Here is a 14025-nt window from a genome sequence, read left to right on the forward strand (position 1 = left end):
CGTTAGAAACAAATTGGTTTGATTCTGAATTCCAGGAAGGAGCTTACTTTATGGCATCGCCCGAAATGAAATCCATCCGGCAGCAGCTGCCCCGCTGGCTGGAGACAAGCTTGCCCTGTGCTACGAGAGGCAACGTCGCCTCCTATATCCCGGAGCTGTCTAAAGCTCCCCATAACGCCTTAGGCATTACCCTGTTGAGTGCAACTGGAGAATCCGCCTCCGCTGGAGATTGCGGGCTGCGCTTTACGATGCAGAGCATCTCCAAAGTGTTTACGCTGATATTGGCTCTGATGGACAATGGCGAAGATGAAGTGTTCAGCAAGGTCGGCATGGAGCCGACAGGAGATAACTTCAATTCCATGCTGAAGCTGGAGTTAGTGAGACCAGGCATTCCATTCAATCCGATGATTAACGCGGGTGCGATTACGGTTTCTTCCTTGATCCGCGGAAGCAGTCCGGAGGAGAAATCCGAGAGGATCCTTCATTTTTTTAAGGACCTTGCGGGAAACGACCGCCTGGACTATGACATGGGGGTATACCGTTCGGAATCGGATACCGGCAATCTGAACCGTTCCATCTCATTTTTCTTGAAGGAGAACGGGGTTCTCAGTGGGGATGTTGAAGAGGTGCTGGATGTGTACTTTCGTCACTGCTCGATTGTTGTCGATTGCGCCGATTTGGCCAGAATGGCGTTGGTGCTGGCTTCCAATGGTACGGATCCGCTGACGGGCAAGCAACTAATCCCTCGAAGATACGTCCAAATCGCCAAGACGTTCATGACAACGTGCGGAATGTACAACGCATCCGGGGAGTTCGCCATCCAGGTCGGATTGCCGGCCAAGAGCGGTGTCTCGGGCGGTATATTAACCCTGGTTCCAGAACGTTATGGCATTGGCGTTGTAGGCCCGGCACTTAACGATAAGGGCAACAGCTACGCCGGTGTCCACCTGCTGCAGACGATCTCCCGAGAGCTCGATTGGAGTATGTTCTAACTTGTATCTTCAACGCTCGGATGTCCTAGCTAAGAGAGCCGCACAGTAAAAAGATTGTGAAAGGGTGAGAGTGCTATGGGTTCGAGAATCATGCACTTGATCATTGCTAATCGAATGGCAGATATCCTTTCGATAGGAGAGAGAACAGCATTCTTACTTGGAAGCGTTGCTCCGGACGCCGTCTCACCCAAAGACTTGTCGCATTTCTTTCGAGGTGAGGTACTGGATCATTCAAGACACATTGATTATAAAGGGTTTCTGCATAAATATCGCTCGCAAGCAGACAGCCCCTATATACTCGGATATTTTACACATTTAATTGCGGATGATATCTGGCTGAAGGGCTTTAATCTCCCCTGGTTGAGAAACCGAATGGAAGCCAATACGGAATTATATCGTTTATACCATCATGATTTTCATGTGCTGAATGGAAAATTATTAGAATATTACGGTTTTACTGATATATTGGGCAGCATACTCCGGTATCCTTCTGCCATACTTGATTTGGAAGAAGTCAAGTCGAGTGATGTGGAAGAATTCATTCCCTATGTATTAGGCGATATGGAGTACGATATAGAAGTTTTAAACGAAAGCCTTCAGGTCTTTACGCTTGATCAGATCATTGGTTATATCGAGACATCCGTTGATTTAGGGTTACTGAATATCAAACCTATGCTTTCTTAAAATATATGCAAAATATATGATCTTCATCTAAATGGCTTTAGTAGAAAATGAATGGGAGCCGTTAAATACACGACTCCCCATTCGTTTGTTTCCATATGAACAATAAGAATTAGCATGGTTATTTTCTGAAAAACAATCTGCCAATTCGATCCGCAAATTCCTGCATATTTACGCTGGATGGATCCAGACGGTAATATCCGTTTTTTACAGCCTCCAGTACCCAAAGCGGCAGCTTCTTGCCTTCCAGCAGCGGGTAGACATTGTCGTACGCCCATACGAGATGCTCCCACCTCTTGTCGTTCCCGTCCTGAATATACTCTGACACGTCGAGCACTTTGCCTCTCCCCTCCTGCAGCAATACATTCTTTAAGTGAATATCGCGTGGGTTAAGACCTTTGTCCCGGACAAAAGCTCGAGCTGCTTCGACGTCATCAATTGCCTGCTTAGGGATAGATACACCATAGAGCAAACAGTCATACAGGGTTAACCCCGATTCATGGCTAATCACGACATAGCGCTCACCTGCTCCATAAAACACCGGAAAATAGGGGTTGCCCGTAAGCTTATGATAAACTTCAATCTCCGCTTCCTTCTTGGGAAGCGCCTGACTTGCATACAATTTGTATGCGTAAGAAGGCAAGGGTTCGTAGACAAATACAGCGGCATCTGTACCTATTCCGATACAGCGCAGATCGTCCGATTCTCCTTCAATCGTCACAGGATCATTGTCTCCGCTTTTAATAACCTCCATTCGAGATAATGCGGTTTCAGCCTGCTTCCATTGTTCGTTACTCATGAGCCACCTCATCGTTACTGGATAAAATCAGTATGATCGTACCATACTCGCATCATAAAAGACATCTTCGGATCAAGTGGTTCTCCTTAATTTTCTTGACAGCCTGCACCCTGTTTTTAACCTCTAACTTTTGATAAATATTATGAATGTATCGTTTCACGGTTTCGGTTGAGATCATGAGCATTTGGGCAATTTCCTCATTGGAGCTTCCTTCCATTATGAGGACTAGCAATTCCAGTTCCCGCTTGGTGAAGTGAATCTCGGAAATAACCGCTCCCGGGTCATGGACTGACTTGAAATCATCGCATTCCGGATCACGTTTAAACGTATCCAGCAAATGATTGGCGTAACCAAACTCATACGATTTATGATCTCCCTGAAACTGTTTTGTCCACTACTGAAGCAATTGGAGCATGGGGCGGCCTTCATCTATAAAGATACGGACATAATCCTCGGTTGCCCGATCAATATGGCCCTCCCGATAGCACTCAAGGAAGAATCCGGAAGTTCTTGTAATGCGTAGGCCTGTCCCAAGAGAAGTAAAATTTCTAACTGGCTGCCGATCCGTGCCGTTCTGGTAGCTTCGCAGTATGCTGGATCAACTTGGTAATGAGATTAGGCTGTGACGAAGAGTTCATCGAATCATTCCTTTATTTCGTGGCATCGTTTACATAGCTCCATTATCACGGAAAATGTCGAAACGTTCAATCTGTTTGTATATTATCAAGAAAGGAACCGCGAAGAGGATTCGCGGTTCCTTTCTTGGATGTATCTACATACTAGGGCTTAACAAAATATCCGATATCAGAAGCATAATTCACCATTTTTCTGAAGAACTGCTGATCTGGCACAGCGCATTTCACTCCGGATTGTAACAGGAACTCCGTCGTTTGAGGACAAGTATACCGATAAACAGAATTCTTCGCCCCATCACCTTCAAACTGTGCCATTGCCAGTTCCAGGCCTTCCTTGTTTTTCGGCTGCTGTGGATCCAATAGCCATGTCTCATATTCCTTCCAATGCATCAGGGAAATATCATAGCCAATGGCCTTAAAGTGCTCCACCATCTCCTCATAAGGGATAGCGACCGGATTGCAGATATGGAATACTCGCCCGACGGTTTCCTGCTGCAGAACCAACGCGGTAATGGCTTCTCCTGCATAATTAATCGGCGTAATATCCACTTGCCACTGCACGTCAGGTGCTTTCTTTAAGAGCAGCATACCTTTGAGCATTCGGTAAAAAGCATTGTTATCGATATTCTTTTGGAACATACCGCTCTCGGAGTTACAGGACAAGTTACCGACTCTATAAACGGCTGCCGCAATCCCTCTCTCCATACCCGCTTTAATGACCAGCTTCTCTGCTTCGAGTTTGCTGTTCGTGTAGACATTCTCGATATACGACTCTTCATATCCTGATCCTGCAACGATAGCATCCCACTGGCCACCAAGTGCCAAATCCTCAGGGATACCGAGCGTAGATATAAAATGGAAGCGGATGTGAGGTCTGCTCTGAGCTAATGTCAATAGACGATCCGTACTCTCTACATTGACTCTGGCAAAATAGTCGGAGTCGCCAAAATGCTTCACTTCTGCTCCGCAGTGGATAATGGAATCGATGTGCTGCTGTGCCCATACCCAATCTTCTATGCGCAGGCCAAGATGTTCTTGTTCCAAATCTCCCTGAATAGCCACAACCCGTTTATCCATCAATGACTTAACGCCTTCTCCGAAATAGCCGGTCATGATCTGCTCAAGGCGGGCGTAAGGTTCCATATGCTGCGAAGGACGAACCAGGCAATACACGGTTGCAGTGGATTGACGCAATAACTCATGCAGTAGATGTGAGCCCAAATATCCTGTCGCGCCGGTCAGCAGTATGTGCTGCTGGGTGTACTCGCAGCCTATGGAAGCATTACGAATAGGGAAAGCGAGCGGATACTCAGCCAAATCCTGAATGGGCTGACCTGAAATGTCCATAAGTTCAGCTGGGGTCTCTGCGCTGCCCAATTCCTCAATTCTCTCCGATAATTTAGCAATCGTCGGATAGACAAAGAAGTCATTGATTTTTAAATGGGGATAATGCGGTTTGAGTTGCACCAGAATCTCCAGTATTTTCAATGAATATCCGCCAATATCGAAGAAATCGTCGTGGATGCTGATTTTGGTTTGGCCGAGCGCTTTTTCCCAGGCAGCACTCACGTTCAGCTGTATTTCATTAACCGGTGCTTCATACTGGGAATCATCCGCTTCCAGATCCATCGACAACTCGTATAACGCAAGTTTCTTACGGTCGATTTTACCTGTCGGGGATAACGGCATCTCATCCAGAAAACACATATACTTAGGAACCATATAACTTGGCACCTTCTGACCTAAGAACTGCGCCAGCTCTTTAGCGGAAGCTGCCTGTCCATCATTCGATGTATAGAAAGCCGCCAATATCTTAGTTCCGTCTTCATCCGTTCTCGGGATAACCGCGATGTCCTTCACCGATTCGTGTTTAGCCAGGTTATCCTCGATTTCACCGATCTCAATACGGAAACCTCTGATCTTCACCTGGGAATCTTTTCTTCCCCGGTATTCCACTTGTCCATTCGGCAGCAGGCGGACCAAATCGCCAGAACGGTAAAACTGCTTTCCGGATTCCGGCATTATCGGATCCTGAATGAAGGCTTCCTTTGTCTTCTCGGGCTGATTTAAATACCCTTTGGCTACACCTACCGAGCTGATAAGCAGTTCGCCGGTTACACAGGTTGGACATAATGCGTTGTGTTCATTCACGATATACAATTCATAGTTCGCAAACGGCGTCCCGATATACACCGTGGCCAAATCATCAGGGACCGGATAATCCACGATATGTCCTGTTGCCACTACCGTAATTTCAGTAGGACCGTAAAGATTCACAATAGGAATCTGGAGTTTCTTCTGGAACATCCTGACGGTTTCCCCGGCCAAAGCCTCGCCGCCGACCACGATGCTCTTAATGTTACGATACTTCTGAATCTCCTCCAGAGGCAAATAGGCCGCCAATTGATTGAAAAATACGGTAGGCAGTATCGCTACACGCGTGGCACTCGTATTTTCCACTGCCTCTGTGAAGGCATCGATGGAGAAACGCTGCTCATCGGACAGCAGGTGCAGTCTGGAACCACAAGCCAGCGACCCAAAAATATCATATACCGACGCGTCAAAGCTGAATGTAGAATACTGCAGAATAACGTCCCGTTCATCCATCTGTAATTTCTCTTGATTGGCCAGCGCCAGGTTCACAACGCCCTGGTGGGCGATTAGTGCGCCCTTCGGTTTGCCTGTAGAACCCGATGTATAGATGATGTACGCCAAATCTTCAGCTTCAACCTGGACGCCGCAGGAATCGGTTGGATACTGAAGGAACTGGTCATCCAAACAGAAGAATTCCGGCTTCGAATTAAATCCAGCCAATAATCCATCCAGCTTGGCTGTAAAGTTCTGATGCGTCAGAATGATAGCCGACTTGGTATCTTCGATAATATAAGCATTTCTTTCATCAGGATGCGAAGGATCAAGCGGGATGTAGGCGCCGCCGGCTTTGAGAACGCCAAGCATGCTGACGATCGTATCCAGCCCTCTTTTCATAAAGATGGACACAAACTGGCCTTTACGCAGACCCTTGCTTATGAGCATATGGGCGAGTTGATTGGAGACATGGTCAAGCCGTTCATACGTCATTTGATCCTGATCGGAAGACAATGCGATCCTCTTCGGAAATCTCTCCACAATGGAAGCCAGCATGGCTACAATGGTCGGGTTATCCGGAAGATCCCTCTTCGTATCATTGAGAATGGTATAGGCGTTCCAATCCTCTTCAGTCAGCATAGGCAATTGACTTATCGGCATATCCATGTCATCAATAACAGCGCTGGCAAGCTGCTCGAAATGCCTGCTGAATTTTAGGATCGTCTCTTCTTGATACAATGCCCGAGCATAGGAAACATGCAGTATCCACTGATTCATGGTCTCCTCATGAACCATCCAGTTCAGCCAGCTGTGGCCCTGAGTATGAGCATGGCCATAAACCGTTTGTAGGCTGATCGGCTGACCGTGCAGCCCTTCTATTTCCTGAAGCGATAGATCGGAAAGCTCAATCTGCTCCATTTTGGCTGAGATCTGTTTATAAACTTGTGTAAATGTATCATTCCCGCTTAGGTTGATCCTGAGCGGAAGCAGATTCCCCTTCCGATTGTTTACACCGATCAGTAAATCGGTATCGTGGGTCATTCGATATAGAAAAACCGCATAGCTTGTCAGCATCCATGTGTTGATGTTGTAAGAATCACGAAGCAGCCTCATCTTATCGGTCTCGATATGAAGATGAATCGCCATGCGATTGAGCTCATGCTGCTGAAGATGCGCTGGACCATCAGTGTACAGATAGAATCCCGGTAAAGGTAGCTGCAGTTCGTTCAACCAATATTCTTTGCCTTGTTCGATCATCAATGTTGTATTCAAAAGGTTTCAGCTCCATCTTTTTCTCTACATTTTCTGTTACATCACACTATACACGCAATTTGTTAACAAGGACCTCCAGCTCAGCGGATACCTGATTGATCTGCTCGGCAGACTCGAAGATTTTAGTAAAGGACGCCTGCTGTTCTTGAGCACTGATCCGGATCTCGCCGGACACAGACGAGTTTCGCTCTGCGAGCTCAGCCAACTGTTTAATGGCAGCGGTTATCTGTTCGGTCTCGGCAACCATCTCTTGGGTAGCGGCAGACACCTCTTGGATCTGGCTGGTCACCGTATCGGTTGCAAGCAGCATTCCTTTAAACAGCTCGCCGGTTTCTTTAACAACTTCAATTCCCTTGGCGACGTTATGCTCGCCTTCGCTGATGGCTTCTACCGCAAATGCCGTTTCCTCCTGAATGTAACGGACCAGCTCGATGATCTGGTCTGCCGATTTTCTGGATTCTTCTGACAGCTTCTTCACTTCGTTCGCTACAACCGCAAAGCCGCGCCCCTCTTCACCCGCTCTTGCCGCCTCAATACCTGCATTGAGTGATAGCAAATTCGTCTGCGAAGATATTTCGGTGATAACCTGAACGATCTGACCAATCTCATGTGAGCGGTTTTGCAGCTTCTCAATGATTTGGACTGAATTTTTGACCGAATGATCGATCGAATTCATCTGCTCGATAACCTGCTCTACATTTTGATTGCCTCGCTCCGACTGTTCCTTCATCTGCAAGGAGATTTCGGAGAGATCCGACGTATTGCCGGCAATGGTCGACACCCCGGACGAAATTTCTTCGAGCGAAACCACGCTCTCGGTAATGGACGTGCTCTGCAGCGCTACTCGTTCAGACATCTCCTCCATATTCTTGGTGATGACGGAAGAGTTGTTATTATTGACCTCCACAGCAGAGAAGAGGAACTTGGATTGCTCGGCGGATTGCTCAGATACGGATTTGATCGTTGTCACGAGTTCGTTGATATGACTGACCGTGGTGTTGAACTTGGCATTCACTTGCCCCAATTCATCGTCTCCGGCTTGCAGTTTGACGGTAAAATCGCCTTTGCTCAGCTTGTCCAACGCCCCCATCAGCGCTTGAATCGGAGCGAAGGTGCGTCTGATCGTGAAATACTGCAAAGCTAACACAACAAGCAAGGTAATAAGCAAAGCCATGACCGTTCTCGTTATTAATTCCTGTTTACCGGATGAGATCAGGCTTGCATCCACGTCGATACCCATGTAAGCGAAAACCTCGCCGTCGGCGCTCAGGAAAGGATGGAGCACGGTGATCCAGGTACCGTAATTGTCTGTGTACGCTTTGGTATGAACGAGCTTTTTCGTCTCCAGCATTTCTCTGACGGCATCAGCATGGATTTTAGGCTGTTCGTATAAATCACCAAGGTTCAGATTCTCTTCGGCAAACATGTCGAGAACCGCTGTCGGCATAGCCACTATCGAAGTTTTGTTGCCATCCTCTAACTCCGGTCCAAAAATATAGCCCTGCGCAACGTTCGGGTAAAGTATAGATAATTCGTCGAAAATGCTAATTAATTTCTTCTGGATATCGGCATTACGGTCCGTTGCCCCTTTTACCGCCACTGCATCCTCAACTGAAACCTTATTGACCAAGGTGCCCATGATTTTACCCGAATCTGACTGGAGCTGCTTAGTCAGCACGTTGTCCTGAATATAAAAGCTGGAACCAATAACGATTGCACCCGTGATAATAATATAGAGACTCGTCCATAACATATTTCTTGTAACGATACTAAGATTCTTAAATCTCAATCCTTTTGAGAACGTTTTAGGCTTGCTCACTCGGTGTCTCTCCTTTGATATCTCTTATGTATTTCATTTTGGCTAGGGCTTTCTCTATCAGGCTTTTTCACCACCTACTTTCCTAGACATCGTGAATAATTTCGGTGCTTTTCATGAATTGATTACATTTTTCATAAAAGGCCATATGTAAAGATCACTTCCCTCCAATGTTCTTCTGGCTTTGCACATTTCACTCATTATTTGTGTTAAGTGAAAAATCCGTTCAATAGACAGTACTACCGTATAAACTCATAAACCTTACATCTTTTGTACTATAATAATCGGCTTATATGCGTAAAATCTTAATACTTTAGTAATATAAACTTACAAAAAAAGTGTTATTCTCGACAACGGTTCGAATTTTATAGATATTCCTATTTCAAAATAACCATGCTGTCTCCGTCTGCCTGGCAAACAGAAAAAGACCGCGATATACGCGGTCCCGGGTGTTGGATTACAATCTTGGAATGGAATCCTCTTTTCAATTTTCCTTTTATAGCCTGCATATGCTCGATAGACGAATATTAAGTATTACCAGCCGCCTTCACCATGCTGTGGACTTGCAGCAGTATAAGGCTTCTTAATAATCGGACTCGCTTCATTCCCTGAAATCATAACATTGGGTAATGTAACAATGACCAGACTAGCAATTAACAACAGTGACACTAACTTTTTCTTCATCTTGATCGTAGACCTCCTTCATGAATGCAGCGTATTTTTGAAGATCAGAATAATCTATTTGGGATCGAATTTTCTCGATTGTGCTGCAGCACCTTACGATATTTGCTGTATTATTGATTTTATATGAAACTGCCAAACTATCCAATATATATCGAACGCCATTATGAATATTATTTCTTCGGAGATAATATAAACCTACATCTGTCAAAAAGTTTGCAAAGCGATCATCAAAAAATTGAGTCGTATAACTTCCAACATTCTCACTTCTTTCGAGCTGATCCATGATGATGTTCTTGAACCCTTCAAGATATTTATCGATATCGAATCGATAAATATTTGCGGCTTGAACAATTTTAAATAAGGCCATCAGCACCTCGTTCTTGCGAACCGAAACATAATCTACGTACTCTTCCAATACATCCGTATTCCCAGACATTAACTGGTAGAGATACTTGTTTCCAATGGCCCAGTCCTTGAATTGTTTCTTGGTTTGCTCAGATTCTTCATCCGTTTCTACAACCCAGCTAAGATCTTCATAAGAGGAAACGTAATACAGAGCTTTTTCATAATCAGCTTCTTCGGCTGAGATAGCCCCTAGCATTAAGTTTGCATATAAAATGTAACCAAATAGTGGCTTTGCAGGCTCTATGGTCTTCTTTCTCTGGCTCTTTCGGTTTACTTTCTGTTCATATAGATTTTTTGAAACATGACCCATCAATTTTGCATAATATCTTGCTTTTGTCCATTTTCGTAAAGATAAAAATAAATTCGCGAGATCCTTTAAGGCATCAAGTTGCTCAGCTTCTCCTAAGCGTAAAATGTAAGATTCAAGTTGTAAAGCGCACTCTAAATTATGCTCTTGATTCTTAGTTAATGAGCATGTAAAGATTCTGTACTGGCATAAGGCTAATCTCTCAGCATGCTGGTACCTTTCACTTTCAGCCACTTTCCGGTAGATAATCACTGCAGCATCTTTATAACCTTCTTCAAATAAATGTTCTGCACAATCAAAAAGATGCGATGCATAACTAAGACTGTCCATCATGAGGCTGACGACTTGGTCTACAATTTGTAATTTCCCGAGCTCGGCACAACTCTGGATAAAAGGCCCAAGCCGTCGCCAGTCAAGTGAAGACAAGCTGCAGCTTTCTGTCGCATATAATGAATAAAAATATCCTTTTTCAAGATTCATAGCCTTGGTTATTAAATCAAGACTTGATACAGAAATCTTTTGCTGTCCATTTATGATTCTGCTGAGTGTTCCCGAGTTGATTCCCGATTTATCTGCAAAGAAGGAGATTGTCAGATTCTCTTGCTTTAAATATCTTAATAATTCTGCACTAATCGTCTTGTTGTCTGTAGGTTCCAATAAGATCCCCCCAGATCTATAATTTAATGTATAAATATACCAATGGTCAATATTATTTAGATATATATCTGAGACTCTTATTACTAATGATCGGATTCATTGTCATTATCATTAATATCACAAACCCTACCGATTCTCTAAACTCCAATATCGTTAAAACGTTTACCCTACCTGCAAATCTGTGCTAACAAAGCTTCAATCGCAATTCCTGCATACAAAAAACCACCACAAAAACCATGGGTATGTGGTGGTTGTATACATATGGGATTAATATCTTAAAGTTTACATATTGAGTAACCTAACGAATATCTTTATAATCAAGATACCCACATTTAAGAAGGAGGTCTCGGGCTTTTGTCAAGCAAACAGCAAGATCAACCAACAGATCTGCAGGAAAATCTCACCTTGCGCATGCGGAGACTCGGAACCCGAACGGTACTGTACCAGCAGCAGGTAGCTTCCTCCCTCGGGTTATACAATAATGACTTTATCTCCATCGATATCCTTCATGAAAAAGGCCCCATTACAGCCGGGGAACTCTCCAAACTAACCGGGCTTACGACAGGCAGCGTAACTGCATTAATTGACAGGCTAGAAAAAAGCGGGTATGTTCGCAGGGAAAATGATCCCAAAGACCGCCGTAAAGTGATTATTGTTCCCTTATATGAAGATAAAGAAGACGTCAGCGAAACTTATCTGAAGCTTTATGCGTCCATGATGGATCTGGCTTCCAGTTATACGGAAGAGGAGCTTGACCTCATTACACAATTCCTAGGCAAAGCAAGCACGGTATTGGAAGAGCAGATCCAACATCTCAGTTCCACCGCACGCAGCAAATCTTCTTCCTGAGCGCATGAGGCAACAAGAAGGGCGATACTCCGACAAAGTCATGGTGACTCTGGAGTATCGCCCTTCTTATTTAGTCCAATACAGCGGTTATATGCTCGGTCGTAATCGCCCAGTGCGAAGCCGTCCAATACTTGGCCTTGTCCTTCACACAGATAATTTGTGGCGACTCGTGCTTTACGTTCAGATCTTCGGCAATTTTATTGGAAACCGGGCGGGATTCGATGACTTTAACCAGAGTATAATCGACATCACCATTCGGTGTCTTTTTCAAATAAGAATCGTATTCCGCAAGAGCATTGGAGCTAACCGGACAAGTTGTACTGTGCTTCAAAATAACTTGACCGCGCTCTGAGGATTTCTCCAGAATCGCATTCCATTCTTCCAGTGTCGTGATTTCATTCCATTGCATGTATTATTCTCCCCTTTGATGATATTCTTGCAAGTATTTCTTCTATTATATAGCCAAAGCTATTATAAACATAAACCGCCCAGTCTCTCTTGTCCAGAATTACAACTCTTATCCGCTATGATTCTTCATCCGCTACCCGAATCGTGTCACGGCCGGAACGCTTCGCTTCATAGAGCGCCCGGTCGGCCATTTTCAAAAGTCTCTTCAACTCTGAATCCCACCATATCTCTGCTTCGCCATCAGTCGCTATAGGTTCAAGCTCCACGGACCGCTGCAGGTTAAATGGAGCAACCGTTCTTACCGCTTCTGAACCGCCGTCTTCTTCATTCTCGGTCCCAGAGCGGCTCCTAGAGCTTGAGTTCACCGAGGCGATGCCAAAGCTGGCTGTAATCTGCAGCGGACCTTCCGGTGTAACCAACGGCTGCGCCACGAGTTTAGTACGAATACGCTGTGCTGCCGCTTCAGCCTCAGACGGTGTCATATCCGGCATTGCGATAGCAAACTCCTCTCCGCCATAACGGGCGAATAAATCCTCAGGACGAAGTGCCTTCCGGGTCACCATAACTACATGCAGCAGCGCCTGATCGCCAATATCATGGCCAAACACATCGTTAATCCGCTTAAAATAATCGATATCAAACAGCAGGAAAGCCAATGGCTCCCGATGGAGGACAGCACGGCTCAGGATCGCTCGACTCAGCTTCATGAAGTGTGCCCGATTATAAATTTGGGTTAGTCCATCATAATATGCCATCTGCAGGAGCTCCTCCTGGAGCCGCGCCCTTTCCGTGACGTCGATGAGGACAATGAGTCGTCCTGCCTCCCGTCCCCGCTGATTGCGTACAGTGGAAGACCTGATCTGGTACTTGAACATTTTGCCCCCGACCTGCCACTGGATTTCCTGAATATCCGCATCTCCATTGTCGCTGACTCTGCTGTCCTCCAAACAGAAGACCGGCTCCACGGTTGCGTGATGCTGCCATAAATCATGTAAAGGCTCGCCGATTGCTGATGCACTAAGTTCAGGCATCATGGATGCTGCCGCAGGATTGAAATCAACCAATCTGCTGTCCAGATCCAATACGAGCACACCGTCACGCATACTCGCAAAAAGATTGTCCCTTGCAATCGGCGCTACATGAAACAAACCTTTAGAGGTGAGCGCCCAGAGATACAGTGCGGAAGTTATGGTCATGATGACCGGAATCGGGTCTATTCCATCTGGCGTAAGACCACCAAGGTAGAGGAAATCGCCGATCAAGGGCAGGATAAGACCGATGAGCATGGTGCCAAGCTGTAACCGGTAGGATGGCATCCTGCGCCAGCTGCGCAGCAGCAGTATCACTCCACCGATCAAACAAGCGAAAGTATATGCGCCCTGGATGATATACCAAGGCCCTGCGATCACATCCACCTTCAGGCCGGAGATACCTGTGCGGAGCACGATATCTCGGTAATAAAGATGATGCCATTCGTTTGTCATGACCAGCAGCATCGTCACGACGGGAATGGCAAACATGGCAATCTGCAGATCACGCCTCAAATATCGTTCCATGCCCAGATAGGACAGAATGATTAACAGATTAAGGGGTGGCAGAAATGGCATGCCCAAGTATTCAATCTTGATCCAGAATTGAATTTCCTGAAGCGAATCGCTTGCCAACTCCAGAGCAGCACCAAACGTATAAATCGCCGCCATCATACTGAAGACAAAGAAGGTTTTGACTGTTGCCAGCTTCGAACGTCCCGACAGCGCGTACAGACTCATAATAATATTCAATACGCCTGCAGCGACAATAAGGGTAATGATAGCCGAGTAAGGTGTTCCCATTTATGTAGGCTCCAAATCTGCATGTGGTTAACCGGCCAGATGACAACCGATCGACTCTTAATCCGATGTTACCATAGTGTACCTATCGGAACAATATTC

Annotated in this window: 11 protein-coding genes; 3 read left to right on the plus strand and 8 right to left on the minus strand. The window is 45.5% G+C overall.

The window, feature by feature from the left end; genetic code table 11:
• Positions 1-50: 50 nt before the first annotated feature.
• Both glsA and M2277_RS13750 read left to right on the plus strand, forming a co-directional pair.
• On the plus strand, positions 51-992 hold the full coding sequence (gene glsA, locus M2277_RS13745; RefSeq protein ID WP_036642734.1) for a glutaminase A: 942 nt from the start codon (positions 51-53) through the stop codon (positions 990-992).
• 75 nt (positions 993-1067) lie between these two features.
• The gene (locus tag M2277_RS13750) at positions 1068-1676 is read left to right on the plus strand and encodes a zinc dependent phospholipase C family protein (RefSeq protein ID WP_036642737.1); all 609 of its coding nucleotides are present in this window, start codon (positions 1068-1070) and stop codon (positions 1674-1676) included.
• A gap of 118 nt (positions 1677-1794) precedes the next feature.
• Here the strand turns inward: M2277_RS13750 and M2277_RS13755 are convergent, their stop codons facing one another.
• The 6 genes from M2277_RS13755 to M2277_RS13775 form a co-directional block, all read right to left on the minus strand.
• Positions 1795-2472 (minus strand): protein kinase family protein, encoded by a 678-nt coding sequence (locus M2277_RS13755; protein ID WP_148247462.1) that lies wholly within the window; start codon positions 2470-2472, stop codon positions 1795-1797.
• A 52-nt stretch (positions 2473-2524) separates the two neighbouring features.
• Entirely contained in the window at positions 2525-2809 is a 285-nt protein-coding gene (locus M2277_RS31740) for a response regulator transcription factor (protein ID WP_148247463.1), read from the minus strand.
• A gap of 442 nt (positions 2810-3251) precedes the next feature.
• Positions 3252-6968, minus strand: coding sequence for a non-ribosomal peptide synthetase family protein (locus M2277_RS13760; RefSeq protein WP_280754968.1), 3717 nt, complete (start codon positions 6966-6968; stop codon positions 3252-3254).
• A gap of 46 nt (positions 6969-7014) precedes the next feature.
• On the minus strand, positions 7015-8787 hold the full coding sequence (locus tag M2277_RS13765) for a methyl-accepting chemotaxis protein (RefSeq protein ID WP_280754969.1): 1773 nt from the start codon (positions 8785-8787) through the stop codon (positions 7015-7017).
• Between the two features lie 531 nt (positions 8788-9318).
• Entirely contained in the window at positions 9319-9468 is a 150-nt protein-coding gene (locus M2277_RS13770; protein ID WP_155984630.1) for a hypothetical protein, read from the minus strand.
• Positions 9431-10837, minus strand: coding sequence for a helix-turn-helix domain-containing protein (locus tag M2277_RS13775; RefSeq protein ID WP_280754970.1), 1407 nt, complete (start codon positions 10835-10837; stop codon positions 9431-9433). The genes M2277_RS13770 and M2277_RS13775 overlap by 38 nt, the downstream gene beginning before the upstream one ends.
• A 411-nt stretch (positions 10838-11248) precedes the next feature.
• Here M2277_RS13775 and M2277_RS13780 point away from each other — a divergent pair, with 411 nt between their 5' ends.
• Entirely contained in the window at positions 11249-11686 is a 438-nt protein-coding gene (locus M2277_RS13780) for a MarR family winged helix-turn-helix transcriptional regulator (RefSeq protein ID WP_200860827.1), read from the plus strand.
• Between the two features lie 70 nt (positions 11687-11756).
• Here the strand turns inward: M2277_RS13780 and ytxJ are convergent, their stop codons facing one another.
• Together ytxJ and M2277_RS13790 are read right to left on the minus strand one after the other, a co-directional pair.
• Entirely contained in the window at positions 11757-12095 is a 339-nt protein-coding gene (gene ytxJ / locus M2277_RS13785) for a bacillithiol system redox-active protein YtxJ (protein ID WP_006209993.1), read from the minus strand.
• A gap of 115 nt (positions 12096-12210) precedes the next feature.
• The gene (locus M2277_RS13790; RefSeq protein ID WP_006209991.1) at positions 12211-13926 is read right to left on the minus strand and encodes a histidine kinase N-terminal 7TM domain-containing diguanylate cyclase; all 1716 of its coding nucleotides are present in this window, start codon (positions 13924-13926) and stop codon (positions 12211-12213) included.
• Between the last annotated feature and the right edge of the window lie 99 nt (positions 13927-14025).

It is taken from the genome of Paenibacillus sp. LBL, assembly GCF_029893715.1.
GTDB lineage: Bacteria > Bacillota > Bacilli > Paenibacillales > Paenibacillaceae > Paenibacillus_AQ > Paenibacillus_AQ glucanolyticus.